Here is a 26,098-nt window from a genome sequence, read left to right on the forward strand (position 1 = left end):
GGTTGTTGGAGGCCGTCCGATCTCACGGGGCTCAGTTCGCTCGGGCCGGGAGCCGCCATCACCGCGGCCACGGCCGCCCCCGCCGGCGCGAACGGGTACTGCTGCTGACATGCGCGAGGACAATCCGGCGAACTGTCCTGGACGAGATCAGGCGGCGTCCGCGGGGCCGGGGTGGGATGGTGCGGGGTCGCTGCGCAGCCTGCTGTAGACCCAGCCGTCGCGCCACTGCCCGTCGCGGAACTCGATGGCGCGCAGCACGCCCTCCAGCCGGAATCCCGCCTTCTCCAGCGACTTCTGCTCCGCGATGTTCTCCGGGTGCGTGCGGGCCTCGATCCGCTCGACCGGCGTGTGCGTGAACAGGTAGTCGCACAGCAGCGTCTGCGCGCGCCAGCCGATGCCGCGTCCCCGCCATTCGGGCAGCAGCGCGATGCCGATCTCCCAGTACGTCGCGACGCCGACGACGGTCTCGTGCCAGTCCACGAAGCCCGCCGCGCTCTGGCTGCCGTCCACGGCCACCATGAGCCGGCCGTGCTCCTTGCCGAGGTAGCCGTCGGTGGCGAAGCGCCGGGCGGGGGCCTGGGCGTCGCGGAACCCGGTCCAGTCGAGCCCGATGAGGCCCGGTTCCGTGGCGAAGCGCCGGAACATGTCGAGGTCGTCCTCGGTCACCGGCCGCAGCCGCACCGCCGCGTCATTCGTCATCGAAGCCTCTCCAGGGTTGTCACGGGCTCACTCCCCCGTCAGCCCGTCCACCGACTCGCGGATCAGGTCGGCGTGGCCGTTGTGCCGGGCGTACTCCTCCACCAGGTGCACCAGGATCCAGCGCAGGCTCGGGGCGCGGCCGTCGGGCAAGGTGCGGCGGGCGAGCTGGTCGGGGCCGCCGTCGGCGAGCGCCTGCGCCACCAGGGAGCGCGAGCGGTCCACCGCCTCCCGCCAGATGGCGCGGAGCTGCTCGGGGGTGTCGTCGGCGGCCGAGTGCCAGTCCCAGTCGGGGTCGGCCTTCCAGGCCACCGCGTCCCACGGGGGCTGGCGGTCCCGCCCGTGCAGCCAGTACGCGGACCATTCGTCCTCGACGTACGCGAGGTGCTTGAGCATCCCGCCCAGGGTCATCGAGGAGGCGCCGGTGGTGGCCCTGAGCCCGTCGGCGTCCAGTCCGGCGCACTTCCACTCCAGGGTCGCCCGCAGGAACTCCAGGAAGCCCAGGACGGTGGCGATCTCGTCGCCCGCGAGAGGGGGCTCCGGGCGGCCCTGGTCGTCGAGGGTGGGCATGGGGGTGATCATACCGGCAGGGCACCCACCCCCTCCGCGCCGCAGGCCACCGCCTGGTCGTCCACCACACCGAGCCGGGCACTTCCGCCTACGACGCGACGGTCTTGCTGGACATGGCCGCGCACGAGGAGTTCTCGCCCCCGGGCCATGAGGGGAGGCCGGTGCCCGACGACTAAGATCAGGTTCGTGGTGGAGTGGGTGCGGCTGCGGCTGGACGTGGACGGGTTCGACGACGCGGCCTTCGAGCCGTACCTGCGGCGCGCGCACGAGGCGGGCATCGGGTTGACGACCATGGCCGAGCTGGGCGGCGACACGGAGGACCACCGGCGCGCCCTCTACGAGCTCAACAAGACGTGCTCGGCCGACATCCCCGAGCGGGGCGAGTTCTTCGCGTACGAGGAGTTCGTCGAGAGGCGTTTCGAGTCGCCCGGTTTCCATCCCGGCGGCGTCGTCCTGGCGGTCCACGACGGCGCGTGGGTCGGGATGTCCGCGACCTCCCTGCACCCGGCCGAGGGGTACGCGTTCAGCGAGATGACCGGCGTGCTCGCGCCGTACCGGGGCAAGGGGCTGTCGCTGGCGCTGAAGCTGCTGGCGATCCGTTTCGTCCGCTCGTCCGGGTACGGGCTGCTCAGGACGTTCCACCACCCGCGCAACGCATCAGCGATCGCGATGAACCGGCGCCTCGGCTTCACCGACGACCCCGCCTGAGGCGCGCCGGGCCCGTGAGGCCGGCGCGGGGTTTCGGCTTGGATTTTGGTCACCCTAGGGTCACCTTGCGGCCACAACAGGCGCTCAATGCCCGTTTGCCCCTTCCGCCCCTTGCGACGCGACCCTCCGCTACGGGAGGATCACCCGTTGAAATACCGCGATGTCCGTGATCCGTTCCGGACCGGCGGCCACCCCCCGCACACCGGTGCATGACGACATGGAGAGACTGTCGTGCAGCCACAAGAGCAGATCGAGCAGTTCGGCTACCGGCAGGAGCTGCGGCGCGGCGTCGGGCCGGCCGACCTCGTGTTCTACGGCCTCAACTTCATGGTGCCGATCGCCCCCTTCGCGATCTTCGGGCTCGTGTACTACCGGTCGGGCGGCATGCCGGTCCTGGCGTACCTGGTCGGCATGGTCGCCCTGCTGTTCACGGCGGCCTCGTACGCCCAGATGGTCAAGGCGTTCCCGCTGTCCGGATCGGTCTACAACTACGCCAGCCGCGGCATCAGCCCGCCCGTCGGGTTCATGACGGGCTGGGCGATCCTGCTCGACTACCTGCTCCTGCCGAGCCTGCTCTACCTCGTCGCGTCCCTGGCCATGAACGAGACCGTGCCGCAGGTGCCGGTGTGGGGCTGGCTGATCATCTTCGTGGCCGTCAACACGGTGATCAACCTGCGCGGCGTCCGCATGACGATCCGGCTCACGCGCATCATGATCGCCGCCGAGCTGGTCGTGCTGGTGCTGTTCCTCGGGGCCGGCGTCTGGGCCCTGCTCCAGGGCGCGGGCCACGGGTTCAGCCTCTCGCCGCTGTTCAACCCGGACACCTTCTCGTGGCCGGTGATCTTCGCCGCAGTGTCGGTCGCCGTGCTGTCGTTCCTCGGCTTCGACGGGATCAGCATGCTGGTCGAGGAGTCCACCGGCGGGTCGGCGCAGGTGAGCAAGGCCATGCGGTTCGCGCTGGTGCTGGCCGGCGTGCTGTTCATGGTCCAGGTGTGGGTGGCCGCCCTGCTCGTGCCCGACCCGGCCACGCTGCTGAACCACGACACCGGCACGGCCTTCCAGGACGCGGCGGCCGTCGCGGGCGGCGAATGGCTGCGCGAGCTCACCTCGAACGCCACCGCCATCTCCTGGGGCGTGGCCAACACGCTGGTCGCCCAGGTGGCCGTGTCGCGCCTGCTGTACGCGATGGCGCGCGACCGCCAGCTCCCGGCGTTCCTGTCCAAGGTGTCGGTCAAGAACTCGGTGCCGACCAACGCCATCCTGCTCGTCTCCGCGCTGTCCGTCGGGCTCGGCCTGTACATGGCCTCCCGCGAGGACGGCGTCGACGTGCTCGGCAGCCTGATCAACATGGGCGCGCTGGTCGCGTTCATCATGCTGCACGTGTCGGTGATCGTGCACTACATGATCCGGCGTCGCTCGGACAACCTGTGGGCGCACCTGATCTCACCGCTGATCGGGATGGCGATCCTCATCCTCGTCGTCATCAACGCCCACGTCCTCGCGCAGGTGACCGGCTTCGTCTGGCTCGTCGTCGGCGCGGTCTTCCTGGCCGGCATGTACGCCACGGGACGCCGGCCCGTCCTGCGCGGCCTCGGCGGGAAGGAGCCGGTGTGAACCGGCTGCCGCTCCACCAGGACCTCTACCTCATCGCCCACACCGAGGCCGGCAAGCTCCTGACCCACCAGTCGTCGCTGGCGCTGGGGCTGGCCGGGGCGGTGCTGGCCGAGCTGATCCTGGACGACCGCGTCGCCGTCGTCCAGGGCCGGGTCACCGTCTTCGAGCGCGGCCGTACCGGTGACCCGATCGCCGACGCCATGGTCGGCCTGATCCCGCGGGACCGGGACCACGAGGACGTCAAGTTCTGGATCAAGACGGCGGCGAAGGACATCTACGAGCGCACCCGCGACGACCTGGTCGCCAAGGGCGTGCTCGCCCCGGTGACCAAGCGCCGCATGGGCATGCTGCCGTACCTCCGCTACCAGCTCACCGACATCACCTGGGCCGTACGCGCGTCGTCGGGGGTGCGGGCCGCCGCGGAGAGCTGGAAGGAGGCCGACACGCGCTGCGCCGTGCTGTGCGGCCTGGTGTCGGTGCTGCGGGTGGAGGCGGAGCTCTACCTCAACCAGCCGGCCGGCAAGCTCATCGAACGGCTGCGCGCCATCGCCGACGCGGACTCGCCCGAGGCCAAGCAGGTCGTGGACCTCGTGGACACGCTGGTGGCCGAGGCCGCGGTCGCCATCTACCGCTGAGCGTCAGAGCGGCTGCTCCAGGAGGCGCTTCATGGGCCGGAAGCCGACCGCCTCGTAGAACGAGCGGGCCCCCTCGTTGAAGTCCCAGACGTCGGTGACCATGCGCCGGCAGCCCTCCTGCCTGCCCGCCTCCCGCACGGCCTCCAGCAGCGCGCCCGCCACCCCGAGCCGCTTGGCCGCGGGCACGACGACGATCTGGTCGAGGGCGATGAAGGAGTCGGCGTTCAGCAGGACGTCGGCGGGACGGTGGTGCACGGTCGCGCCCGCGTACCCCGCGGCCTCGCCGTCCGGAAGCTCGCCCTCCTGGAGCTCGGCGACGAAGATCCGTGCGGTGTCCTGGCGGAGTCGCTCGGCGAAGCGCGCCGTGAGCCGCTCGACGTCAGGGGTCTCCTGGAAGATGTCGGGCCGGCTCTCGACGTGCAGCGAGTGGACGTACGGGTTGAGTCGGGCCAGGAGGGCGGCGTCCTCGGGAACTGCCCGGCGGATTCTCAACGGTGGCACCTCTCGTGATCGGTGGTCCACAGGCTGTGGACTGGGCGGCCACGGCCGGCCGTGCGACCATGAGCACGCCGGACGACCATGAGCACGCCGGACGACAGACGGGACGGACGAGCTGATGACGGACAAGCAGCCTACGACGATAGGCCGCTGCTACGGCTGTGGCCGCACGTTCGCCTACGACCCCGCGACCGCCACGATGTTCGCCGTCGATCCCGAGACCGGCTTCCCGCCCGGGATGACCGCCTTGGGCTCGGTCCGCGAGCCGAGCCCGGAGGCCGTGGCCCGCGCGGTCGAGAAGCCGGTCTGCCCTGAATGCGTGGACGGGGCGAAGCGGTACCTGGAGGACGCCGACGCGCCGCCCCCGCTGAAGCCGTGGCAGCGCCCTTGAGTCTCCAGTGAGGGGAGACGGCAGGGTGGGGGGCATGGAGGGCGACGCGCGCTACTCGATCGGCGACCTGGCCCGGCGGACCGGGCTGACGGTCAAGACCATCAGGTTCTACTCCGATCAGGGCATCGTGCCGCCGATCGGCCGTTCCCCGGCCGGTTACCGCCTGTACGGCGTGGACGCCGTCGCGCGGCTGGATCTCGTACGGACGTTGCGCGAGCTGGGGCTGGACCTGCCCACGGTGCGCCGGGTCGTGGACCGGGAGGTCGCGCTGCCCGAGGTGGCCGCCGCGCACGCGGAGGCGCTGGCCGTGCGGATCCGGACGCTGCGGCTGCGGCGCGCGGTGCTGACGGCGGTGGCCAGGCGCGGGGCCACCCCTGAGGAGATGGAGCTCATGCACGCACTGGCCAGGCTTTCGGAGGACGAGCGGCGGCGGCTGGTCGAGGACTTCCTCGACGCCGTGTTCGGCGGCCTCGGCGAGACGGACGCAACCAGGACCGCGACCGAGACCGAGACCGAGACCGGGACCGAGGCCGGGACCGCGACGCGGACCGCGGCCAGGACCGCGACGGGGACCGGCACTGGTGCCCGGGCCGCTGTGGGCCCGTTCGCCGGGATCAGGTGTTCGATGACGCCCGAGCTGCCCGACGACCCCGAGCCGGAGCAGGTGGAGGCGTGGGTGGAGCTGGCCGAGCTCTCCCGCGACCCCGGCTTCCGCGCCGTGATGCGCCGTGTCGCCGAGGAGTGCGCGGCCCTGACCGCGCCCGGCGCCGTGCCCGGGCCGGACGCGGTGGCGGTGGTCCGCGAGAAGGCGCGGCCCGCGGTGGCGGCCGGCCTCGATCCGGCGTCCGAGGAGGCCGGCGCGGTCGTCACCGCGATCCTGACCCGGTACGCCCTGCAGTCCACGCCGCCCGGCGAGGCCGGTCCGGCCGCGGGAGACGACGAGGGGCTCCGGAGGCGGCTGCTCGGCCACCTGGAGGCGGTGAACGACCCGCGCCGTGAGCGCTACCTGCGGCTGCTGGCCGTCGTCAACGACTGGCCGCCGCCCGAGAGCCTGGCACCGCCGCTCGACTGGACCGTACGCGCTCTGCGCGCCCGGATCGCCGGCTGACCACGCGTCACGTGAGGCGGCTGGGCGGGAAGGCGTGGCGGCGGGCCAGGAGAACGGCGGCCAGGGTGGGAACCAGCAGGACCAGGGTGCTCCACGCGAACGCGCCCGTCCCGAACAGGTCCAGCAGCACCCCGCCCACCGCGCCTCCGGCCGCCATGGCGGCGTTCCACAGCGTGACCAGCGCCGCCTGCGCCGTGTCGGCCGCCTCGCCGCCCGCGTCGCCGGCCGCCGTCTGGAGCAGCGTGGGGGCGCCGCCCCACCCGAGCCCCCACAGCGCCGCCGCCACGTACACCAGCGCGTGGTCGCGGGCGGCGATGGCCAGCACGAAGGCCGCCACGGCGACCAGGATCACGGCGCCGACGGTCAGCGGGCGCAGGCGGCGGTCGATGTGCGCCCCGACGAGCCAGATGCTCACCAGCGAGGCGACACCGAAGATCAGCAGGACGAGGTCCACGGCGCCGCCGAGGCCGTTGGCGCTCAGGAGCGTCGCGACGTACGTGTAGAGGATCGTGTGCGCCAGCACGAACAGCAGAGTCACCAGCAGCACCGGCGCGACGCCCGGCACGGTGAGGGTGCGCAGGAGCGCGGGACGGCCGCCTCCCCGCTGGCCGGGGTGGTCGGGGACGAGCGCGGCGATCCAGGCGAGCAGCACGACGGCGATCACCGTCATCGCCCAGAACGTCACTCGCCACCCCAGCGCCGCGCCCGCGAAGGTGCCCGCCGGCACCCCCAGCGACAGCGCCGCCGGTATGCCCGCCATGACGATCGCCATGGCCTTGCCCTGCAGGTGGACGGGGGCCAGGCGGCGGGCGTACCCGGCGAGCAGCGCCCAGACGACCCCCGCGGCCACCCCGGCGACGAAGCGGGCCACCAGCGCCGGCGGGAAGGTCGCCGAGACGGCGGTGACGGTGTTGGCCATGGCGAACCCCGCCACGCCGCTCAGCAGCAGGCGCTTGCGCGGCCAGCCCGCCGTGGCGATGGACAGCGGGATGGCGGAGACGGCGGTGCCGATCGCGTAGACGGTCACGAGCTGTCCGGTCGCGGACTCGCTCACGCCCAGGCCGGCGCTCATGGCGGGCAGGACGCCGGCGGGCAGGGTCTCGGTGAGTACGGTGATGAAGGCGGCCGTGGCCAGCGCCAGCAGCGCGCCCAGGGGCAGGCGTTCCCCGGGGATCGCGGTGCTGGGCGGGGCGGGCCGCGTGATGCGGTCGCTCATGCTGCGTATGCTCGAACCATCACATAGATGTGAAGGTCAAAGCGACGACATGTGAGGTCGGTCACGTGCGGATCGGAGAGTTGGCGGAGCGCACCGGCACGCCGCGGCGCCTGCTGCGATACTACGAGGAGCAGGAGCTGATCATGCCCACGCGGTGCGCGAACGGCTACCGCGACTACGACGAGAGGTTCGTGGACCGGGTCGTGCAGATCCGCGGGCTGCTCGACGCCGGGCTGCCCACGCGGATCATCAAGCAGATCCTGCCCTGCCTGGACAAACCTCGTGTCATCCACTTCAAGGACGCCACGCCGGAGATGCTCGCCACCCTGGAGGGGGAGCTGGACCGCATGAACCACCGCATCGCCTGCCTGACCCGCAACCGCGACGCGATCGAGGAGTACCTGGAGGTCGTGCGGCGGAGCAAGGCGCCTGAGCCGTCCGCGCCCGGCGGCCGCTGATGCCGCCGCTGCGACCGCTCCGCTCCACGGATCCCCGGGAGATCGCCGGGTACGTGCTGCACGGCCGGCTCGGCGAGGGCGGGCAGGGGACCGTGTTCTTCGGCACGTCGCCGGACGGGGTGAAGGTGGCCGTCAAGCTGCTGCACGACGGGTTCGGGTCCGGCTCCGACCTGCGGCGCTTCTTCGAGCGGGAGCTCGCGGCGCTCCAGCGGGTGGCGCCGTTCTGCACGGCCCGCGTCCTGGCGGCCGACCCCGGCGCCGACCCGCCGTACGTGGTCAGCGAGTACGTCGAGGGGCCGTCGCTGCTGCAGGCCGTGCGGGAGCGGGGCGTGCTGACGGGCGCCGACCTGGACCGGCTGGCCATCGCCACGGCCACGGCGCTGGGCGCCGTCCACGCGGCCGGGGTGGTGCACCGCGACTTCAAGCCCGCGAACGTGCTGCTCGCCGCCGACGGCCCGCGGGTGATCGACTTCGGCATCGCCCGGCCGCTCGACGCCTCCTCCGCCACCGTCAGCGGCGCCGTCGGCACGCCCGCGTACATGGCGCCCGAGCAGCTGTCGGGCGATCCGGCTGGGCCGCCGATGGACATGTTCGCCTGGGGTTGCACGCTCGCGTTCGCCGCCAACGGCCGGCCGCCGTTCGGGCACGAGCAGCTCCCGGCCGTCATCTACCGCATCATGCACGCCGAGCCCGACCTCGGCGCGCTGGCCGGGAGGTTACGGGAGTACGTGGCCGCCTGCCTGGCCAAGGACCCGGCGCGGCGGCCGAGCGCGCAGCAGGTGCTGCTGGGCCTGATGGAGGACCGGCCGGGCGGGGCCGACTCCCCGTACCTGATGACGCCTCCGCGGCCCAGCACGCCGTCCCCGCACCTGATGGCGCCGCCGCGACCTCACGCCGCGAACACCCCGCCGCCCCCACGGAAGGACACGACCCGGCCCGGCCAGGCTCGGGCGCGGGCCGTCGTGCGGTCGGCCGCCGTCGTCGGAGCCGCCGCCGCCCTGGTGGCGGGGGCGGTCTTCGTCACCACGAACCTCGGACGAGGCCCCGGCCCCAAGCCCATCCCCACGCCCACCGCTTCGGCCGCCGGCCAGCTCAGCCGCACCCCGCGCCTCGGGCTGGAGGTGTGGCAGGACGGCGCCGCGAGCCCGATGAGCCTGTCCGACCTGGACCGGCCGGTCACCACCGTCGCCATGAGGCGCAGCCCGTTCGAGCTGCGCTTCCCCACGCTGAAGAAGGACGAGGCGCTCCAGGTCTGCGCGTGGACCGACGACTCGGTCTTCTCGATCACCGACGGCGGCAAGGTCGCCGACCACCCCTGCTTCCGGCCGGGCACCGGGATCGCCGACTACGAGTACGGCTCCGGACGGCTGTACCTGAACAACGAGGGCCACAACTACCTGGTCGGCACCCGCGTCTCCCACCAGTCGGACACCCAGGACAAGGTCTTCGTCTCCCGCTTCTTCCGCGACAAGGTGGACACGGCGGTGGCGGACCAGCGGCAGGACGTGTACCTGACCGTGTTCCGCGACCTCGACGGCGACGGGACGTTCAAGCGGGCCGGCGAGGGCGAGTACGAGTACGTGGTCCTGCATTTCCCCACGTGACGCGTGTCCCCTCGGCTACGGGGTAGCGGGGCGGCATGCCGAGAGTCGACAGGATCGCCGAGCCGTGGGGCACGCGCACGCCGTACGGGGCCGGGAACGAGTGGCCGGTGCGCGTGGACCGCTTCCTCCAGGAGGGAGTCGGCGAGCAGGACGTGGAGCGCTGGGTGCAGAGCGCGTCGATCCTGCACAGCAACGGCGACGCCCTGGACATCGCGGTCAGGGACGGCCGCATCGTGGGGGTCCGGGGCCGCGCCGCCGACCGGGTCAACCGCGGCCGGCTGGGGCCCAAGGACCTGTACGGCTGGCAGGCCAACCACTCGCCGGACCGGCTGACCAGGCCCCTCGTGCGCGAGGGCGGCCGGCTGGTCGAGGCGGACTGGGACACCGCGATGGAACGCGTCGCGGGCCGGGCCAAGGAGCTGCTCGACGAGCAGGGCCCGAGCGCGCTCGCCTTCTACACCACCGGCCAGCTCTTCCTGGAGGAGTACTACACGCTCGGCCTCATCGCGCACGGCGGCATCGGCACGAATCACGTGGACGGCAACACCCGGCTGTGCACGGCCACGGCGGCGGCCGCGCTGAAGGAGTCGTTCGGCAGCGACGGGCAGCCCGGCTCGTACGCCGACGTGGACCACGCCGACGTGATCGCGCTGTACGGCCACAACGTGGCCGAGACCCAGACCGTGCTGTGGGCGCGGATCCTCGACCGGCTCGCCGGGCCGAACCCGCCCGCGCTGATCTGCGTCGACCCGCGCGAGACGCCCGCCGCCCGGGCCGCGACCGTGCACCTGGCCAACCGCCCCGGCACGAACGTCGCGCTGATGAACGGCCTGCTGCACGAGATCATCGCCAACGGCTGGATCGACGAGGACTACCTGCGCGAGCACGTGGTCGGCTTCGAGGAGCTGCGCGAGCGGGTGGCGGACTACCCCGCCGAGGAGGCGGCGCGGATCTGCGACGTGCCGGCCGGCAGGCTGCGCGAGGCCGCCCGGCTGATCGGCACCGCCGACCGCCTGCTGTCCACCGTCCTGCAGGGCTTCTACCAGTCGCACCAGGCCACCGCCGCATCGGTGCAGGTCAACAACGTCCACCTGGTACGCGGCATGCTGGGCCGGCCCGGCTGCGGCCTGCTGCAGATGAACGGCCAGCCCACGGCCCAGAACACCCGCGAGTGCGGCGCCGACGGCGACCTGCCGGGCTTCCGCAACTGGTCCAACGACGCGCACGTGGCGGAGCTGGCGCGGATCTGGAACGTCGACCAGCTCGCCATCCCGCACTACTCGCCGCCCACCCACGCCATGCAGATGTTCCGCTACATGGAGGAGGGGTCGATCCGGTTCCTGTACGTCTCCGGCACGAACCCGGCCGTGTCGCTGCCGGAGCTGCACCGGATCCGCTCGATCCTGGCCCAGGAGCGGCTGTTCCTGGTGGTGCAGGACATCTTCCTGTCGGAGACGGCCGAGCTGGCCGACGTGGTGCTCCCGGCCGCGACGTGGGGCGAGAAGACCGGCACGTTCACCAACGCCGACCGCACCGTCCACCTGTCGGAGAAGGCCGTGGACCCGCCCGGTGAGGCCCGTCCCGACCTGGACATCTTCCTCGACTTCGCGCGCCGCCTCGACCTGCGCGACAAGGACGGGGCGCCGCTGGTGAAGTGGAGCGACCCGGAGGGCGCGTTCGAGGGGTGGAAGGAGTGCTCGCGCGGGCGGCCGTGCGACTACAGCGGCCTGTCGTACGAGAAGCTGCGCGACGGCAGCGGCGTGCCGTGGCCGTGCGACGACGCCCACCCCGACGGCACCGAGCGGCTCTACGCGGACGGCGCGTTCTGGAGCGCGCCGGAGGTCTGCGAGGACTACGGCCGCGACCTGGTCACGGGCGCGCCGCTGTCCCCGACGGAGTACAAGGCGCTCAACCCGGAGGGCAAGGCGATCATCAAGGCGGCCGAGTACATCCCGCCGCACGAGCCGCCGGACGAGGAGTTCCCGTTCGCCCTGACGACGGGGCGCACGCTCTACCACTTCCACACCCGCACCAAGACGGCGCGCGCCCCGCAGCTCCAGCGGGCGGCTCCCGAGGTGTGGGTGGAGATGTCGGCGGCCGACGCCAAGCGGCTCGGCTTCGCCGAGGGCGACCTGCTGGAGGTGGCGACGCGGCGGGGCGCCGTCCAGGCGCGGCTGCGGGTCGGCGGGATCCGCGACGGCGTGCTGTTCCTGCCGTTCCACTACGGCTACTGGGACCGGCCGGATGCCTACGACCCGGAGAAGGGCCCCGACAAGGGCATGGGGCGGGCGGCGAACGAGGCCACCGTCACCGACTGGGACCCCGTCTCCAAGCAGCCGCTGTTCAAGACCTCGGCGGCGCGCGTCTCGCTGGTCGAGCGCGGCCGGGGAATGCCCGCGCCGGCGCCGACGACCACCGCGTCCCGGCCGGCCGGGCCGGAGGACGCGGTGCCCGCCACGCTCGGCGGGGCCGAGGCGGAGGCGGAGGAGTCCGTGGCGGCGTCGGGAGGCGCGCGATGAAGCTGGACCTGGTGATCAAGGAGCTGCACCGCTCCGAGAACGAGCTGGCCCACGTCCTGCTGCGGCTCTCGGAGCGGCACAAGGCCGACCACGAGACCTACCACGTGGCCCGCGACCTCGTCCGGTGGTGCCACGACCACGTGCGGGAGCTGGCGCGGATCGGCGCGGACTACGGCGTGAAGCTGGACGCGGAGCCGGCGGGTGAGTCCACGGTGGCCGAGCGGGTCCGGGAGAAGGCCGCCGAGTGGCTGGGCCGCCGCAAGGAGCCGGGGCTGCTCCTGCTGGCGGACCTGCGCCACCTGTACCGGGTCGCGTCGGGGGTGTCGCTGGACTGGGAGCTGCTGGCCCAGGGGGCGCAGGGCGCGCGGCAGAAGGAGCTGCTGGAGCTGGCCGAGCGGTGCCATCCGCAGACGCTGCGCCAGGTGCGCTGGGCCAACGCCCGGCTGAAGGAGTCGGCCACCCAGGCCCTGGTGAGCTGAGCCGGCCGCGGAACGGGCGGGCCGTCCGCGACGTTGGGACGGGGAAAGGCGGGACACGGACGAGTGGGTGACGGACTTGGGACGGGTGCACGTGGACGAGCGCTGGGACGGGGCCGGAGGGTCGCGGGTGCGCAGTCTCGAGACGGGACGGGAGAACCCCGACCGCCGGACCGTGGTCGTCGTCCCCGGGCTGGGAGCCCTCGGCTACCTGTTCGACACGCTGGCCGGGTGCGGCCCGTGGGCGCGCTCGTTCCTGCTGGACGTGCCCGGGTTCGGGCGGCGCCCGCCGTGGTCGTGCCCGCCCGAGCTGCCCGCCGTGACGGAGCTGGTCACGCGGTGGCTGGAGAGCGTGCCGGCCGGGCCGGTGGTGCTGGCCGGGCACTCGACCGGGGCGCAGGTCGCGCTCCGGATCGCCGCCGAGCGGCCTGAACTGGTGCGGGCGCTGGTCCTGCTCGGGCCGACGTTCCCGCCCAGCCTGCGCACCGGCTCCGGCCTGCTGCTGCCGTACGTCCGCACGACCGGGCACGAGCCGGCGGGCCTGCTCAAGGCGACGATGCCGTACTACCGGAGGGCGGGGCTGAAGGCGCTGGCCCGTTTCGTGCGCACGGCGCAGGAGGACGAGCCGGAGAAGCTGGTGCCGGCCGTGGCGTGCCCGATGGTCGTCGCCCGGGGCGTCCACGACGCGTTCTCGCCCCAGCCGTGGGCGGACCGGCTGGCCGCGGCGGCCGCCGACGGGCGGTCGGTGACCGTGCCGGGGTCGCACGCCTTCCCGTACCAGCACGGCGGGCTGACGGCCGCGCTCATCAGCGGGGCGGCCAAGCGGGCAGGAATCCTCTGAGTTCCGGCGGCACATGGCGGTGGAAGCCGCTGGTCCGCCACGTCTCCCCCGTGGCCGTGACCGCCAGCGCCTCCAGGTCGTCCATGTCCTCCACCCAGTCGCGGGCCGCCTGCCCCATGGCGAAGGCGGCGGTCGCGTAGGCGTCCACGGTCGTGAGGCGGGGGCCGACGAGGGTGACGGAGGCGAGGGCGGTGGCGGGGCGGCCGGTGTGCGGGTCCACGATGTGGTGACCGCGCTCGGCCGTGCCCGAGGTGGCGACCGCCAGGTCGGATCCGGCGACCACGGTCGCCAGCGCGTCAGCCGCCGGACGGCCGGCAGCCGTGGGCGGGGCGGCGACGCCGACGCGCCAGGGACGGCCCGGCTCCGGTGCGGCGCCGAGCCGGACGTCTCCTCCGCCGTTCACGGTGTGCCGAGGCGCTCCCGCGGCCGTGAGCAGGCCGGACGCGCGCTCGATCGCCCAGCCCTTGACCAGTCCGGACGGGTCGAGGCCGCCCCCGGGGGGCCGGGCGGTGAAGTAGCCGCCGGTGTCCCGCTCGACCCGCGCGCACAGGCCGAGCACCTCGGCCACCTCGGCGGGGCAGTCGGCGAGGGCGATCTCGCCGCGGCCGAGCCGGCTGACCGGGCTGTCGTCGCGGTAGGTGGAGAAGACGGCGTCCACGTGGTGCAGCCAGGCGACCGCCCGGCCGACGCCCTCCGGGTCGTCCGTCCCCCGGACGTCGAAGGAGAACACGGTGCCCATGACGTGCTCGACGTGCCGCGTGGCGAGGGCGGCGCGGGCGGTCACAGGCCCGCCCGGTCGATGGCGCTCTGGAGGGAGGCGACGTAGCCCTCGCTGGTGTACGTGGCGCCGGAGACGGTGTCGATCCGCGCGCTCTGGGCCGACAGGGTCTCCTGCTGGAGGACGGGCAGGGCGCGCTGGTTGATCTCGATGTCGCGGTGGTTGGTGTCGGGCGCCTGGACCACCTCGACGTGGGTGATCTTCTTGCCGGCGACGGTGATGCGCACCTGCACCGGGCCCCACCGGGTGTCGGCGGCGTCGCCGGTGTAGGTCCGCCCGGCGGCGGCGCCGGAGCCGCCGGACGTGTCGGCCTTGCCGGTCGTGCCGGTCGTGGCGGAGTCGCCGGTGGTGCCGGAGTCGCCCGTCGTATCCGAGTCGCCGGACTCCCTGGACTCGCCGGAGCGGCCGGCCGGGGCCTGGGCGACCGCGGCCGGGGGCGCGCCGGCGTCGGTGACCTGGTGCGGCTTGAACGACAACAGCAGCACCAGGCCCGCGGCCGTGACGACGATGGCGAGCAACGCCCTTCGCATCGGGACTCCCCCTGAACCTCTGGAACTTCCTGGAACTTCCTAGAACGTGAACGACTCGTGGTGGACGCGGCGGGCCGGCACCCCGGCGGCGCGCACCGCCGCGATCGCGGCCCGCGTCATCGCGGGCGGCCCGCACACGTACACGTCGTGCTCCGGCAGGCCGGGCGCCAGGCGGGCGAGCACGGCCGGGTCGAACAGCGGCTCCGCCTCGTCGCGCGGCCCGGTGGACAGGAACAGCCGGGCGCCGCGGGCGACCGCGATCCGCTCCAGCTCCTCCCGCAGCACCAGGTCGGCCTCGGTGCGGGCCCGGTAGAGCAGGGTCACCTCGCCCGGCAGCGTCTCGAACAGCGCCCGCAGCGGCGTGATCCCGACCCCGCCGGCGATCAGCAGCGCCTTGCCGCTGCGGCGCAGGCGGCCGGTGAGACCGCCGTACGGGCCCTCGATGACCACGGGAGTGCCGGGCCGCAGCCTGGTGAGGGCGGCGCTGTGGTCGCCCAGCGCCTTGACCGTGATCCGCAGCGTCCCGCCCGGCGCGGCCGACAGCGAGTACGGGTTGGCCGACCACCACAGGTCCCGGGTGAGGAAGCGCCAGCGGAAGAACTGGCCCGGCTCGGCCCGCAACCGCTCCAGGCCCCGCCCGGTGAGGTGGACGGAGACCACGCCGGGCCCCTCCCGGGTCACCGCGGCGACGCGCGGCCGGTGCCGCAGCCACAGCCGGACCGGCCCGAGGAACCGGTACCAGCCGACCAGCGCCGCCACCCCGAGGTAGAGCGCGTACCAGGCGACCCTGGCCACGGCGTCGCCCGTGAACTCGGCCCCGGTGGCGAGCTGGTGCCCGAACGCCAGCCAGGCGACCAGGTACGTGTAGAAGTGCAGGTGGTACCAGGTCTCGTAGCGCAGCCGGCGGCGCGCCGCGCGGGCCGAGACGATCCCGGTGCCGACGAGCAGCAGCACGGCGACGGTGGCCTTGAGCATGTCGGGGAAGGTCAGCACCATCGTGACCGTCTCGTCCACCACGCCGGTCCGGTCGGCCAGCGCGTACCCCCAGACGACCGTGAGGGTGTGCGCGACCGCGAGCCCGACGACGTACCTGCCGCCCATGGCGTGCCAGCGGGTGAGCCGGTCGGTGCCGACGCCGTGCTCCAGGGCCGGCACCCGGGCCATGAGCCCGATCAGGACGGCCAGCGCGTACCCGGCGAGCAGGCCGGTGACGCGGGCGCCGTTGGTGAGCCAGCCGTCGGCGCCCGCCACGTACGGCGTGTCGCGCCACCACAGCGCGACGACGGCCAGCGCGCCCAGCCCGATGAGGGCGAGCACCGGTCCGGGGCGGGCCACGACGGCGCGCCGGGGCGCCGGGGCCGGCGGCCCGGACACCCGGGCGGGGGCGTAGGCGGTGGTCACGGATCCTCCTCGCGTCGCTCGTACGCTGCTCGCGTCGGTCTGAACCGTGCCAGCCGAACCTCTGAGACTCCTCTGAAAGACCCCGTCCGGGGACATTTCAGAGGAGTCTCAGAGGCGGCGCATATGTTGTGGGGCATGGGGGTGGAGATGACGACGATGACGCGTCCGGACGGCGCGCCGATCCGCGTGCTCGTCGTGGACGACGAGCCGGACATCGTCGAGGTCCTGGAAGAGGTGCTGCGCCAGGAGGGGTGGGAGGTCCGCTCGGCCGGCGACGGCCCCTCGGCGGTGCGGGCGGCGGACGGCTTCCGTCCCGACGCCGTGGTGCTGGACGTGATGCTGCCCGGCTTCGACGGTCTGGAGGTGATGCGCCGCATCAGGCAGGACGCCCCCGAGGTCTGCGTGCTGTTCCTGACCGCGCGCGACGCCGTGGAGGACCGCGTGGCGGGCATCACGGCGGGCGGCGACGACTACGTGACCAAGCCGTTCAGCCTGGACGAGGTGGTGGCGCGGCTGCGTGGCCTGCTGCGCCGCGCCGGGATGGCCCGCGCCGGCAACGGCAGCCGCCTCGTGGTCGGCGACCTGGTGATGGACGAGGAGGCGCGCGAGGTGACCAGGGGCGGGACCCTGATCGACCTGACGCCGACCGAGTTCGAGCTGCTGCGGCTGCTCATGTGCAACCCGCGCGTGGTGCTGAGCAAGGCGCGGATCCTCGACGACGTCTGGTCGTACGACTTCGGCGGGCAGGCGCACGTGGTGGAGCTGTACATCAGCTACCTGCGCAAGAAGATCGACGCCGGCCGCGTCCCGCTCATCCACACCGTGCGCGGCGTCGGCTACGTGCTCAAGCCATGAGCCGGTCGGGGAAGGCGGGCCGACCGTGAGGGCGCCGGTGCCGCGGACGCTGCGCGGCAGGCTGATCGCGGGGCTGCTGGTGCTGCTGGCGCTCGCCTGCGCGGCCGTCGGCGTCGCCACCTCCGTGGCGATGGAGCACTTCCTGCTCGAACGCGTGGACCAGCAGCTCGTCAGCGCGGGCGGCCGGTTCCCGGCGAGCCTGGAGCGCGGCGAGGAGTCCAGGGACCGGGGCGACACCCGGGGGCAGGCGCGCGGCACGCTGGGCGTCCGGCTGCTGAACGGCACGGTCACGGACGCGGCCGTGGTCGCCTCCAGGTACGGGGCCGAGCCGCGCCTGACGGCGGAGGACCAGGCCGTGCTGCGGGCCGTACCGGCCGACGGGGTGCCCCGCACGGTCGACCTCGGGGTGCTGGACGACTACCGGGTCCTCGCGCTGCCGGGGGCGGACGGCGACGTGCTGATCACCGGGCTGCCGCTGCACGAGGCGGAGGAGACGATGCACCGGCTGCAGCTGTTCGAGGCCGTGCTGTTCGCCGCCGCGCTGGCCGTCACCGGCGTGGCCGGCGCGGTGTGGGTACGGCTGGCGCTGCGCCCGCTCGACCGGGTGACGGCGACCGCGCGCCGGGTGGCCGAGCTGCCGCTGGCCAGCGGGGAGGTGACGCTCGCCGAACGGGTGCCCGACACCGACCCGCGGACCGAGACGGGCCAGGTGGGCGCGGCCCTGAACCGGATGCTGGGGCACGTGGCCGACGCCCTGGGCCGCCGGCACGCGGTGGAGCAGCGGCTGCGCGCCTTCGCCGCCGACGCCAGCCACGAGCTGCGCACCCCGCTGACCGCCATCCGCGGGCACGCCGAGCTGGCTCTGCGCGTCACCGAGCCCATGCCGGGCTCCGTCCGCCACGCCCTGGACCGGATCGACGCCGAGTCGGGCCGGATGGGCGAGCTGGTGGAGGACCTGCTGCTGCTCGCCCGGCTGGACGCGGGCCGGCCCCTGGCGCGCGGCGAGGTGGACCTGACCCGCCTGGCCATCGAGGCGACGGGCGACGCCCGCGCCGCCGGGCCGGACCACCGGTGGCGGCTGGAGCTGCCGCAGGAGCCCGTCACGGTCACCGGCGACGCGCCCCGCATCCACCAGGTCGTGGCGAACCTGCTGGCCAACGCCCGCGTCCACACGCCGGCGGGCACCACCGTGACGGTCTCCGTGCGTCCGCTGCCGGACGGCGCCGAGCTGACCGTCGCCGACGACGGGCCGGGCATCCCGGCGGAGCTGCGGGAGGAGATCTTCGAGCGGTTCTCCCGGGTGGACAAGGACCGCTCGCGCGCCTCCGGCGGCACGGGGCTCGGGCTGGCGATCGTGCGCGCGGTGGTGTCCGCGCACGGGGGGACGGCCGGAGTGGACGGCGGGCCGGGCGGCACGGCCTTCTGGATCCGCCTGCCCGCCGAGCCGCCCCCGGTGGAGGCGGACACGGCCCCGCCCTCGTGACGCTCCGCCGACGGCGCGGAGGGCGGGCGTGTGACCATGGGAGTATGGCGGAGACGATGACGGCGTGGGTGGTGGCCCGGCCGGGGCCCGTGGCCGGCGGCCCGCTGGAGCGCGTGCGGCTCCCCGTCCCCGAGCCGGGGCCCGGCGAGGTGCTGGTCGAGGTCGAGGTGTGCGCCGTCTGCCGCACCGATCTGCACCTGGCGGAGGGCGACCTGACCCCGCGCCGCCCCCGCACCGTCCCCGGGCACGAGGTCGTGGGCCGGGTCGTGGGCCGCGGCCCCGGCGCCGACCTCCCCGACGGCGCCCGCGTGGGCGTGGCGTGGCTCCGCTCGACCTGCGGCGTCTGCCGCTACTGCCGCCGCGGCGCCGAGAACCTGTGCCCCCGCTCGCGCTACACCGGCTGGGACGCCGACGGCGGCTACGCCCAGTACCTGACCGCCCCCCAGGACTTCGTCCACCCCCTCCCCGCCGATCCGCCGGCCGAGAAGCTCGCGCCGCTGCTCTGCGCGGGCATCATCGGCTACCGGGCGCTGCTGCGCGCCGAGCTGCCGCCGGGCGGGCGGCTCGGCGTGTACGGGTTCGGCGCGTCGGCGCACCTGACCGCCCAGGTGGCCATCGCCCAGGGCGCGACCGTGCACGTGCTGACCCGCGCGCCGGAGGCCCGGCGGCTGGCGCTCGACCTGGGCGCCGCCTCGGCGGGCGACGCCTACGACGCACCGCCGGAGCCGCTGGACGCCGCCATCCTGTTCGCGCCCGTGGGCGACCTGGTGCCGGTGGCGCTGGCCGCCCTGGACCGCGGCGGCACGCTGGCCGTGGCCGGCATCCACCTGACCGACGTCCCGCCCCTGAACTACCAGGAGCACCTGTTCCAGGAGCGCACGCTGCGCAGCGTCACCGCCAACACCCGCGCCGACGGCCGCGCCCTGCTGGAGCACGCCGCCCGCAGCCCGCTGCACGTCACGACCGTGCCGTACGCGCTGGACCAGGCCGGTCAGGCCCTCGCCGACCTGGCCGCCGACCGGATCACCGGCGCGGCCGTCCTGCACATGGACGCCTGACGCCCCCGCTCACCGGAACGAGCGGTCACGCTCGCCCTTCGGCACCACGTGGGCGTCCGGGCCGGGGAAGACGAGCGTCTCGTGCTCGGCGTCCACCCAGCGCACCACGTACGGCGGGCTGCCGTCGAGGTTGCGCAGCTCGACGATGACGCCGATCTTTCGCGGCTCTCCGCCGTAGGTGTTCTCGACGACCAGCCGGTCGCCCACCGCTGCCCTCATGATGTCCTCCTTGGAGCCGGGACGACCGCCACCGGACAGGACGCGTGCTCGGCCATGGCCGGCACGACCGCGCCCAGGTGCGCGGGATGGCGGCTGCGCACGCTGCCCAGGACGAGCAGCGTCGCGCCGTCCGACGCGGCCCGCAGCGCCTCCCTCGGCGCGGCGACGACGGTCCGGCGCTCGATGGTGACCTCGGGATAGCGGGCGGTCCACGCCTCCAGCCGCTCGTCCATGCCCTTGCGCGCCGCGGCGGCGAGGACCTCGATGTCGGGCTCGGGCGCCACGCTGACGCCCCAGGCCATCGGCAGCGGGTGCACGGCGTGCACCACCAGCAGGCGGAGCTGCCGCAGCGCCGCCTCGGACAGGGCGAACTCCACCGCCTCGTCCGGCGTGCCCTCGCTCAGCCCGAGCACCACGGGGCCGGGCTCGGCCAGGGCCGGGATCGGGCCGGGCCCGCGCACGACGATCACCGGGGCGTGCGCGTGCGCGGCGACGTAGGCGGTGACGGACCCCACCACCGACCTGGCCAGCGCGCCGAGCCCGCGGCAGCCGAGCACCACCATGTCGGCCTCGGCCGACAGCTCGACCAGCCGCTCGGCGGGCGACCCCTCGTACAGGTCGGTGGCGACGTCGCCGATCGTGCTGGAGGAGCGGGCGCACTCCGCGCCGTGGTACAGGACGTGCTCGGCGGCCTTGCGCAGGTGCTGCCTGGCCTCCTCGGGGGCCTCGCCGTACGGCCAGCGCCACGCGTGGGCGACCGTCAGCGGCAGCTTGCGCAGCTCGCATTCGTCCATGGCCCAGTCGAGGGCCTGCATCGAGAAGTCCGAGCCGTCGTACCCTACGACGATCCCGTACGCTCCGGTCATGGTCATGGCTCTCACCCCGTTCCATCGTCATGGCGGGGCCCCGGGGGCCGTCAGAGCGGAACGACCCGCGTCGGCGGGACCTTGGACCCGGGCTCACGAGACCGTGGCCTCCGCCAGCAGGCGGGCGAACTCCTGAGGCGTCTCGGCCGCGGCCCACAGCACCCGCTGGCGCGCGGCGCCCGTCCCGCGTTCGCGGGCGCGCCGGAGCAGGTCCTCGATCAGGTCGGCGTCCGGGATGCGCTCCAGCAGCGTCTCCAGCATGCGCTCGTGGTTCACCACCCGGCCCGTGTACGGGTGGCGGGTGGGGGCGGCCAGGCCGTGGTGGGCGGCGGCGTTCAGCGCGGCGGTGATCCGCACGTCGCCGATCCGCCTGATCGGCACGCCGGCCCGCACCTCGGCGACGGCCAGCCCCACGACGGCCCGCGCCAGGCTGGTGATCAGGACGGTGTCGTCCACGGACAGGCAGGCGTCCATGATGCGCAGTTCGATCGTCGGGTAGCGGCAGGACAGCCGGGCGTGGAAGTACACGCCGCGCTCGTCGATCGCGTGTCCCCGGCGGATCAGCCTGCTGACGGCGGCGTCGTAGTCGCCGGTGGACCGCCACGCCCGGGGCGCCATGGCCGAGGGCCAGCGGGCCCAGCGCCGGTACCGCTTGCTCTGCCACCCGGTGTCGCGGCCGTTGGCGATCGGCGAGTTGGCGCTGACGGCGAGCAGCGTGGCCAGCCACGGCCGCACCCGGGTCAGCACCTGGACGCCCAGCTCGCGCGAGGGCATGCCGACGTGGACGTGGCAGCCGCAGGTGCCGGTGCAGGCCAGCAGCGGGCCGAAGCGCCTGGCCAGCTCCCGGTACCGGGGGTCGGGTGTCACGGCGTACGCGCCGGGCATGCGGCCCGGGGCGACGCCGGAGGCGACGAGATGGCAGCCGTTCTCGGCCGCGGCCTGGGCCGCGCGGCGGCGGAGGGTCCGCAGCTGTCCGCCGGCCTCCTCCGGGCATCCGCACACGCAGGTGACGGTCTCCAGCTGGTAACGCATGGCCTCGGGTTTGACGTGGTCGTCGCCCAGGAGGTCGATGAGCTGGGGCGCGAGCAGCGCCAGTTCGCCGTCGGCGCGGTTCATGAGGAGGAACTCCTCCTCCACGCCCACGGTGAGCGTCCGGTCCGCGGTCCGGACCGCCGCGGTGGTGACCATGGCGTCACCTCCTCGCCCGTCACGCCGGTTGCGCCAGAGGGGGAGCCCGTGTGGGGTAACTACCCTCTCCGGCGGCTTCTCACGCGGCGTCCTCGCAGGCCGGCCGCCGGGTCGTCAGAACGCGACGACCCGTACGGACTTGACGCTCGAGTCCACGGAGTCCGGGACGACCATGCCCGCGTCCACCCCCGAGCGCAGGTACGACAGCATCTCGTGCGTGAGCCGTTCCCCGGGCACCACCGCGGGGATGCCGGGCGGGTACGGCGTGAGCATCTCCGCCGAGATCCGTCCGGCGGCCTGCTCCACCGGCACCTGCTCGGTCTCGGCGAAGAAGGCGTCGCGGGGCGGCATGACCTGCTCCAGCCGCATCCGGGACGGCGAGGGGATCCGCACCGCGGCCCTCGGCAGCTCGTCCACGTGCTTGACCAGGTCGGCCAGCCCGTCGAGCAGCTTCCCCGCCGACTGCTCGTCGTCGGCGTGGGTGAGCTGGGCGCTGATCCGGAGCTGGTCCGACAGGTGCAGGTTGACCTGGTGGTGCTCGCGCATCCAGTCGTGCATGGCGTACCCCGGGGGCAGGTAGCCGCTCACGTCGATGATCACCTGGAGCGGGTCCATGTCGAACGCCAGGCCGGGGCCGACGAACTCGTCGCGCCCGTACACGTGCAGGCCGCCGAGCTGTTCGACGGCGGCGCGCACCCGCTCGGCCAGCGCCAGCGTGCGGTCGTACAGGGCGCGGCCGCGCTCCACCATCTGCCGGCGCCAGCCGTCCAGCGCCGCGTACACCAGCACCGACGCGCTGGTCGTGGACAGCAGGTCGGCCCGCGCCTTCAGCACCGCAGGATCGACCAGGTCGCCCTGGAGGTGGAAGACCGAGCTCTGCTCCAGGCCGGAGCCCATCTTGTGGATCGAGGTGACGCACAGGTCGGCGCCGGCGTCCATCGCCCAGGTCGGCAGGTCGGGGTGGAAGGGGAAGTGGGCGCCCCAGGCCTCGTCCACGATCAGCGGCTTGCCGTGCTCGTGGCAGAGCCGGGCCAGGCCCTCCAGGTCGCCGCACGTGCCGTACGGGGTGGGCGTGGTCACGAGGACGCCCCTGGCCTCCGGGTTGGCGGCCAGGGCCGCGGCGAACGAGTCCACCGACGGCGGGTGGGCCAGGTGCAGGCCGGGGTCCCACTGCGGGTCCACCCAGATCGGCTCCACCCCGGACAGGATCAGGCCGGCCACCATCGACTTGTGCGCGTCCCGGCCGAGGATCAGCTTCTCGTGCGGGCCGGCGACGGCCAGCATGGCCGCCTTGACCGACAGGGAGCTGCCGCAGGTGGAGAAGAACGCGTGCTCGGCGCCCACGGCGTCGGCCATCAGCTCCTGCGCCTTCTCCAGGATGCCGCCGGAGGACGAGCGGTCGTCCAGGCCGGCGCTCGCCAGCACGTCGGAGCGGAAGACCGCCTCCCCCAGCACCTCGACCACCCGCGGGTCGGCGCCCCTCCCCTGCTTGTGGCCGGGCGGGCTGAACGGCGTCTGGCCGGTGCGGTGATAGGCCTGCAGCGCCTCCAGCACGGGCGCGCGCGAATGATCCATGGTCAAGGGCTCCTCCCAGTGTTCCTCGATGCCGGCGCGACGCCCGGCGTCCCCCTCGGCGCCGGGCGTCGCGCCGGTGCTCATGGCACCCGTTCCCGGAATCCGCACGTCCGTGCGTGGCGGTGCGTCAGGATGTCATGGCGCTCTCCCCTGGTGAACGAGTGACGGGACGGGAGTCCCCTCTTACCGCCCCGCCAACGGTCAAACCACATGAGACCGGGGCGAACCGCTCAGAACATCGGCGTGAGGCCGGGGCGGCCGGGGGTACGTGCGGGCCCGCACGACCGCTGACCCGCCGCCCGCGCCGAAGGGTCAGAGGCGGTCGAGGATGCGCCTCATCTGCTCGATCTCGTCCCGCTGCGAGGTCTCGATGCTCTGGGCGAGCCCCTTGGCGTCGGCGCTCTCGCCCTCCCGCCGCTCCCTCTGGGCCATCGTGACCGCCCCCTCGTGGTGGGCGATCATCAGCCGGAGGAACTCCTTGTCGAAGATCTCGCCACTGACCGCTTCGAGGTCCTGCAGGTCGTCGGCGGACAGCATGCCGGGCATGCCGTGCCGCATGTGCCCGCGGGTGGACTCCGGCATCCCCCACGCCTGGAGCCAGCCGCGCATGGCGGCGACCTCCGGCTCCTGAGCGGCCCGGATGCGCTCGGCCAGCTTCTTCACCTCGGGGTCCTCGGCGCGCGTGGCGGCCAGCTCGGCCATCTGGACGGCCTGGAGATGATGCGGGATCATCATCCGCGCGAACATGACGTCGGAGTCGTTGTGCGCCCGCGAGGGCGGGGCGTCGGTCCGCCGCAGGGCGGGGGCCTCGGAGGCCGCGCCGCCGGCGGGGGCCTGGCCGCCGGAGCCGCCGGAGCCGTCGCAGGCGGTGAGCAGGCCGAGCGCCGCGGTGGCGGCGATCACGATGCGGGCGGTCGTACGGTGCGCGAGCATGGCTGATGTGACTCCCCGTTACGGTGCGTGCGTTGACCGTAATCGTGGGCGGGGTGGCCCCGCGCGTGCGGCACCGACACGCGGGCCGCTGCGACGGGCTCCCGACCCGGCCGCCGGCGGCCCCGCCCGCGTATCTCCCATCGGCGCCGGCACCGTGGCGGCGCCCGGGCAGGAGGCACGCGCATGACCGCACGGCGCAGGATCGTTCGCCCCCGGGCGGGACGGATCGCGGCTGTCGCCGCCGTCCTGGCCCTGTCCGCGTACGGGGTGCCGGCGATGGTGCTGGCCGGCGAGGTGCCGCCGCGCACGACGGTCGCGGGGGTGGACATCGGCGGGCTCTCCCCGGCCCGGGCGCGGGCCCGGCTGGAGACGGCGTTCGCCCGGGCGGGCCGGATGGCGCTCGCCGCGCCGGGCGGGACCGTCACCGTGGCGCCCGCCGACCTGGGCCTCTCGCTCGACGCCGCGGCCACGGTCGCCGCCGCCATGGACGGCGCGGGCACGCCCGCCGGCGTGGTTCGCGGCCTGGTCGGCGGCCGGGCCCTGACCCCGCGGGTCCGGGTGGACGAGCGGCTGCTGGGCCGGAAGGTCGCCGCGCTGGCCCGGACCGTGGACCGCGCGCCCCGGGAGGGCGGCGTCCGCTACGTGGGGCTGGCGCCGCGGCCGGTGCTGCCCGGGGCGGGACGCGCTCTCGACCGGGCCGCCGCGGCGCGGGCCGTCCGCGACGCCTTCCTGGCCCGCCGGGCGAGGGTCACGCTGCCGGTCCGCCCGCTCGCCCCGTCGGTCACGGCGGAGCGGGCGCGCGCCGCCGTCTCCGCCGCCCGCGCCGCGGTGGCGGCTCCGCTGACGCTGACGGCGGGCGGGCGGCGGGCCGTCCTGTCACGGTCGCGGCTGGCGGCCCACCTGCGGTTCGTGGCGGACGGGCGGGGCGGGCTGCGGCCGTCGTTCGACGCGCGCGAGGTCGCCGCCGAGCTGCGGGACGAGCTGGTCCCGGCCGCCGAGCGGCCCGAGGACGCCGGGTTCACGATCGCCAAGGGCCGCCCGGCGGTCGTGCCGGGCCGGGCGGGCAGCGGCCTCGCCCCCGCGGCGGTGAGCGCCGCCGTGTCGGCCGCGCTCGCGTCGGGGTCCCGCACGGCCGGGGTCGCGCTCGCCCGGGTCGAGCCCGCCCTGACCACCGAGCGGGCCCGCGCGCTGGGCGTCAGGGAGAAGGTCAGCTCCTTCACCACGCGGCACCCGTGCTGCGCGCCCCGCGTCACGAACATCCACCGCATCGCCGACCTGGTGGACGGCCACGTGGTCCGGCCCGGCGCGACGTTCTCGCTGAACGGCCTGGTGGGCAGGCGCGACCGGGAGCGCGGCTTCGTGGAGGCGCCCATGATCCTGGGCGGCCGGTTCGTCGACGACGTGGGCGGAGGCGTGTCGCAGTTCGCGACCACGATGTTCAACGCGGTGTTCTTCGGCGGGTTCGAGGACGTGCGGCACACGCCGCACCAGTTCTTCATCTCCCGCTATCCGGCGGGCCGCGAGTCCACGGTGTCGTTCCCGCGGCCGGACTTCCGCTGGCGCAACGACTCGCCGTACGGGGTGCTGATCAGGACCTCGTACACGAGCACGTCCGTCACGGTCGAGTTCTGGAGCACCAAGCGGTACGACGTCGAGTCCCGCAGCTCCGCCCGCTACGCCGTCAAGGACTTCCCCACCCTCAGGGACCAGGGGCCGGACTGCCTGCCGATGGGCGGGGCTCAGGGCTTCGCGATCGACGTGTGGCGGATCTTCCGGAAGGACGGCGAGGTGGTGCGCGAGCAGAGATTCCACACCGTCTACGCCCCCGAGCCCCGCCTCACCTGCTCCTGAGCGGGAGACGAAAGAGCCGAGGCGGCC

Annotated in this window: 26 protein-coding genes; 14 read left to right on the forward strand and 12 right to left on the reverse strand. The window is 74.3% G+C overall.

Annotated elements, in window-relative coordinates:
- Positions 1 to 147: 147 nt before the first annotated feature.
- Complete coding sequence (locus HT134_RS38140) at positions 148 to 699, reverse strand: GNAT family N-acetyltransferase (RefSeq protein WP_175605349.1); 552 nt, start codon at positions 697 to 699, stop codon at positions 148 to 150.
- A gap of 27 nt (positions 700 to 726) precedes the next feature.
- Entirely contained in the window at positions 727 to 1,266 is a 540-nt protein-coding gene (locus HT134_RS38145) for a DinB family protein (protein ID WP_175605350.1), read from the reverse strand.
- Between the two features lie 186 nt (positions 1,267 to 1,452).
- On the opposite strand from HT134_RS38145, the gene HT134_RS38150 reads away from it, so the two are divergent.
- The 3 genes from HT134_RS38150 (at position 1,453) to HT134_RS38160 (ending at position 4,223) form a co-directional block, all read left to right on the forward strand.
- On the forward strand, positions 1,453 to 1,974 hold the full coding sequence (locus HT134_RS38150) for a GNAT family N-acetyltransferase (protein ID WP_312888736.1): 522 nt from the start codon (positions 1,453 to 1,455) through the stop codon (positions 1,972 to 1,974).
- Between the two features lie 231 nt (positions 1,975 to 2,205).
- On the forward strand, positions 2,206 to 3,588 hold the full coding sequence (locus HT134_RS38155) for an APC family permease (protein WP_312888737.1): 1,383 nt from the start codon (positions 2,206 to 2,208) through the stop codon (positions 3,586 to 3,588).
- Complete coding sequence (locus HT134_RS38160) at positions 3,585 to 4,223, forward strand: GOLPH3/VPS74 family protein (RefSeq protein ID WP_175605352.1); 639 nt, start codon at positions 3,585 to 3,587, stop codon at positions 4,221 to 4,223. Before HT134_RS38155 ends, HT134_RS38160 begins: the two co-directional genes overlap by 4 nt.
- A gap of 3 nt (positions 4,224 to 4,226) precedes the next feature.
- On the opposite strand, the gene HT134_RS38165 is transcribed toward HT134_RS38160, so the two are convergent.
- Complete coding sequence (locus tag HT134_RS38165; RefSeq protein WP_175605353.1) at positions 4,227 to 4,715, reverse strand: GNAT family N-acetyltransferase; 489 nt, start codon at positions 4,713 to 4,715, stop codon at positions 4,227 to 4,229.
- A 124-nt stretch (positions 4,716 to 4,839) separates the two neighbouring features.
- Between HT134_RS38165 and HT134_RS38170 the strand changes: the two genes are divergently transcribed.
- Together HT134_RS38170 and HT134_RS38175 are read left to right on the forward strand one after the other, a co-directional pair.
- Entirely contained in the window at positions 4,840 to 5,112 is a 273-nt protein-coding gene (locus HT134_RS38170; RefSeq protein WP_175605354.1) for a hypothetical protein, read from the forward strand.
- A 34-nt stretch (positions 5,113 to 5,146) separates the two neighbouring features.
- On the forward strand, positions 5,147 to 6,220 hold the full coding sequence (locus HT134_RS38175) for a MerR family transcriptional regulator (protein ID WP_175605355.1): 1,074 nt from the start codon (positions 5,147 to 5,149) through the stop codon (positions 6,218 to 6,220).
- Positions 6,221 to 6,227: 7 nt separating this feature from the next.
- On the opposite strand, the gene HT134_RS38180 is transcribed toward HT134_RS38175, so the two are convergent.
- Positions 6,228 to 7,436 carry an MFS transporter gene (locus HT134_RS38180; RefSeq protein WP_175605356.1) on the reverse strand — a complete coding sequence of 403 codons (1,209 nt, stop codon included), beginning with the start codon at positions 7,434 to 7,436 and terminating at the stop codon, positions 6,228 to 6,230.
- A 65-nt stretch (positions 7,437 to 7,501) separates the two neighbouring features.
- On the opposite strand from HT134_RS38180, the gene HT134_RS38185 reads away from it, so the two are divergent.
- The 5 genes from HT134_RS38185 to HT134_RS38205 all read left to right on the forward strand — a co-directional run bounded on the left by HT134_RS38185 (position 7,502) and on the right by HT134_RS38205 (position 13,334).
- Positions 7,502 to 7,894: a MerR family transcriptional regulator gene (locus HT134_RS38185; protein WP_175605357.1), complete on the forward strand. Its 393-nt coding sequence runs from the start codon at positions 7,502 to 7,504 to the stop codon at positions 7,892 to 7,894.
- Positions 7,894 to 9,498, forward strand: coding sequence for a serine/threonine-protein kinase (locus HT134_RS46410; protein ID WP_175605358.1), 1,605 nt, complete (start codon positions 7,894 to 7,896; stop codon positions 9,496 to 9,498). Before HT134_RS38185 ends, HT134_RS46410 begins: the two co-directional genes overlap by 1 nt.
- Positions 9,499 to 9,533: 35 nt before the next feature.
- Complete coding sequence (locus tag HT134_RS38195) at positions 9,534 to 12,017, forward strand: molybdopterin oxidoreductase family protein (protein WP_175605359.1); 2,484 nt, start codon at positions 9,534 to 9,536, stop codon at positions 12,015 to 12,017.
- On the forward strand, positions 12,014 to 12,496 hold the full coding sequence (locus tag HT134_RS38200; protein WP_175605360.1) for a hypothetical protein: 483 nt from the start codon (positions 12,014 to 12,016) through the stop codon (positions 12,494 to 12,496). Before HT134_RS38195 ends, HT134_RS38200 begins: the two co-directional genes overlap by 4 nt.
- Positions 12,497 to 12,563: 67 nt before the next feature.
- The gene (locus tag HT134_RS38205) at positions 12,564 to 13,334 is read left to right on the forward strand and encodes an alpha/beta fold hydrolase (RefSeq protein ID WP_175605361.1); all 771 of its coding nucleotides are present in this window, start codon (positions 12,564 to 12,566) and stop codon (positions 13,332 to 13,334) included.
- Here HT134_RS38205 and HT134_RS38210 read toward each other — a convergent pair.
- Genes HT134_RS38210 through HT134_RS38220 form a run of 3 tightly spaced genes read right to left on the reverse strand, consistent with a single transcriptional unit; the run spans position 13,300 to position 16,043 of the window.
- Complete coding sequence (locus HT134_RS38210) at positions 13,300 to 14,118, reverse strand: FAD:protein FMN transferase (protein WP_312888739.1); 819 nt, start codon at positions 14,116 to 14,118, stop codon at positions 13,300 to 13,302. The two genes, HT134_RS38205 and HT134_RS38210, sit on opposite strands and share 35 nt — an antisense overlap.
- The gene (locus HT134_RS38215; RefSeq protein ID WP_175605362.1) at positions 14,115 to 14,642 is read right to left on the reverse strand and encodes an FMN-binding protein; all 528 of its coding nucleotides are present in this window, start codon (positions 14,640 to 14,642) and stop codon (positions 14,115 to 14,117) included. The genes HT134_RS38210 and HT134_RS38215 overlap by 4 nt, the downstream gene beginning before the upstream one ends.
- A 39-nt stretch (positions 14,643 to 14,681) precedes the next feature.
- Positions 14,682 to 16,043: a ferredoxin reductase family protein gene (locus tag HT134_RS38220; RefSeq protein ID WP_312888740.1), complete on the reverse strand. Its 1,362-nt coding sequence runs from the start codon at positions 16,041 to 16,043 to the stop codon at positions 14,682 to 14,684.
- Between the two features lie 135 nt (positions 16,044 to 16,178).
- Here HT134_RS38220 and HT134_RS38225 point away from each other — a divergent pair, with 135 nt between their 5' ends.
- From HT134_RS38225 to HT134_RS38235, 3 genes are read left to right on the forward strand one after another with little or no spacing between them, the layout of a single operon-like run.
- Positions 16,179 to 16,898 (forward strand): response regulator transcription factor, encoded by a 720-nt coding sequence (locus tag HT134_RS38225; RefSeq protein WP_281387859.1) that lies wholly within the window; start codon positions 16,179 to 16,181, stop codon positions 16,896 to 16,898.
- Positions 16,899 to 16,923: 25 nt separating this feature from the next.
- Positions 16,924 to 18,381 (forward strand): sensor histidine kinase, encoded by a 1,458-nt coding sequence (locus HT134_RS38230; RefSeq protein ID WP_175605364.1) that lies wholly within the window; start codon positions 16,924 to 16,926, stop codon positions 18,379 to 18,381.
- Between the two features lie 44 nt (positions 18,382 to 18,425).
- Positions 18,426 to 19,439, forward strand: coding sequence for a zinc-binding alcohol dehydrogenase family protein (locus HT134_RS38235; RefSeq protein ID WP_246366274.1), 1,014 nt, complete (start codon positions 18,426 to 18,428; stop codon positions 19,437 to 19,439).
- Positions 19,440 to 19,448: 9 nt separating this feature from the next.
- Here HT134_RS38235 and HT134_RS38240 read toward each other — a convergent pair whose 3' ends face one another.
- From HT134_RS38240 to HT134_RS38260, 5 genes are all read right to left on the reverse strand, one after another.
- On the reverse strand, positions 19,449 to 19,658 hold the full coding sequence (locus tag HT134_RS38240) for a DUF1918 domain-containing protein (RefSeq protein WP_175605365.1): 210 nt from the start codon (positions 19,656 to 19,658) through the stop codon (positions 19,449 to 19,451).
- On the reverse strand, positions 19,655 to 20,530 hold the full coding sequence (locus HT134_RS38245; RefSeq protein ID WP_246366275.1) for a universal stress protein: 876 nt from the start codon (positions 20,528 to 20,530) through the stop codon (positions 19,655 to 19,657). The genes HT134_RS38240 and HT134_RS38245 overlap by 4 nt, the downstream gene beginning before the upstream one ends.
- A gap of 87 nt (positions 20,531 to 20,617) precedes the next feature.
- Positions 20,618 to 21,712 carry a carboxylate-amine ligase gene (locus HT134_RS38250; RefSeq protein ID WP_175605366.1) on the reverse strand — a complete coding sequence of 365 codons (1,095 nt, stop codon included), beginning with the start codon at positions 21,710 to 21,712 and terminating at the stop codon, positions 20,618 to 20,620.
- A 114-nt stretch (positions 21,713 to 21,826) separates the two neighbouring features.
- Positions 21,827 to 23,287 (reverse strand): aminotransferase class I/II-fold pyridoxal phosphate-dependent enzyme, encoded by a 1,461-nt coding sequence (locus HT134_RS47340; protein WP_175605367.1) that lies wholly within the window; start codon positions 23,285 to 23,287, stop codon positions 21,827 to 21,829.
- A 312-nt stretch (positions 23,288 to 23,599) separates the two neighbouring features.
- The gene (locus HT134_RS38260) at positions 23,600 to 24,220 is read right to left on the reverse strand and encodes a DUF305 domain-containing protein (RefSeq protein ID WP_175605368.1); all 621 of its coding nucleotides are present in this window, start codon (positions 24,218 to 24,220) and stop codon (positions 23,600 to 23,602) included.
- Positions 24,221 to 24,403: 183 nt separating this feature from the next.
- On the opposite strand from HT134_RS38260, the gene HT134_RS38265 reads away from it, so the two are divergent.
- Positions 24,404 to 26,071 carry a VanW family protein gene (locus HT134_RS38265; protein WP_175605369.1) on the forward strand — a complete coding sequence of 556 codons (1,668 nt, stop codon included), beginning with the start codon at positions 24,404 to 24,406 and terminating at the stop codon, positions 26,069 to 26,071.
- The last annotated feature ends 27 nt before the right edge of the window (positions 26,072 to 26,098 follow it).

The organism is Nonomuraea rhodomycinica (assembly GCF_013363995.1).
Taxonomy (GTDB): domain Bacteria; phylum Actinomycetota; class Actinomycetes; order Streptosporangiales; family Streptosporangiaceae; genus Nonomuraea; species Nonomuraea rhodomycinica.

Excerpts from the sequence above, each read along its gene's own strand:
- HT134_RS38195 (WP_175605359.1), top strand. The coding sequence starts at position 9,534 with ATGCCGAGAGTCGACAGGATCGCCGAGCCGTGGGGCACGCGCACGCCG.
- HT134_RS38225 (WP_281387859.1), top strand. The coding sequence starts at position 16,179 with ATGGGGGTGGAGATGACGACGATGACGCGTCCGGACGGCGCGCCGATC.
- HT134_RS38215 (WP_175605362.1), bottom strand. The coding sequence starts at position 14,642 with ATGCGAAGGGCGTTGCTCGCCATCGTCGTCACGGCCGCGGGCCTGGTG.
- HT134_RS38175 (WP_175605355.1), top strand. The coding sequence starts at position 5,147 with ATGGAGGGCGACGCGCGCTACTCGATCGGCGACCTGGCCCGGCGGACC.
- HT134_RS38145 (WP_175605350.1), bottom strand. The coding sequence starts at position 1,266 with ATGCCCACCCTCGACGACCAGGGCCGCCCGGAGCCCCCTCTCGCGGGC.
- HT134_RS38245 (WP_246366275.1), bottom strand. The coding sequence starts at position 20,530 with ATGACCATGACCGGAGCGTACGGGATCGTCGTAGGGTACGACGGCTCG.
- HT134_RS47340 (WP_175605367.1), bottom strand. The coding sequence starts at position 23,287 with ATGGATCATTCGCGCGCGCCCGTGCTGGAGGCGCTGCAGGCCTATCAC.
- HT134_RS38200 (WP_175605360.1), top strand. The coding sequence starts at position 12,014 with ATGAAGCTGGACCTGGTGATCAAGGAGCTGCACCGCTCCGAGAACGAG.
- HT134_RS38235 (WP_246366274.1), top strand. The coding sequence starts at position 18,426 with ATGGCGGAGACGATGACGGCGTGGGTGGTGGCCCGGCCGGGGCCCGTG.
- HT134_RS38265 (WP_175605369.1), top strand. The coding sequence starts at position 24,404 with ATGACCGCACGGCGCAGGATCGTTCGCCCCCGGGCGGGACGGATCGCG.
- HT134_RS38250 (WP_175605366.1), bottom strand. The coding sequence starts at position 21,712 with ATGGTCACCACCGCGGCGGTCCGGACCGCGGACCGGACGCTCACCGTG.
- HT134_RS38260 (WP_175605368.1), bottom strand. The coding sequence starts at position 24,220 with ATGCTCGCGCACCGTACGACCGCCCGCATCGTGATCGCCGCCACCGCG.
- HT134_RS38140 (WP_175605349.1), bottom strand. The coding sequence starts at position 699 with ATGACGAATGACGCGGCGGTGCGGCTGCGGCCGGTGACCGAGGACGAC.
- HT134_RS46410 (WP_175605358.1), top strand. The coding sequence starts at position 7,894 with ATGCCGCCGCTGCGACCGCTCCGCTCCACGGATCCCCGGGAGATCGCC.
- HT134_RS38170 (WP_175605354.1), top strand. The coding sequence starts at position 4,840 with ATGACGGACAAGCAGCCTACGACGATAGGCCGCTGCTACGGCTGTGGC.
- HT134_RS38180 (WP_175605356.1), bottom strand. The coding sequence starts at position 7,436 with ATGAGCGACCGCATCACGCGGCCCGCCCCGCCCAGCACCGCGATCCCC.
- HT134_RS38240 (WP_175605365.1), bottom strand. The coding sequence starts at position 19,658 with ATGAGGGCAGCGGTGGGCGACCGGCTGGTCGTCGAGAACACCTACGGC.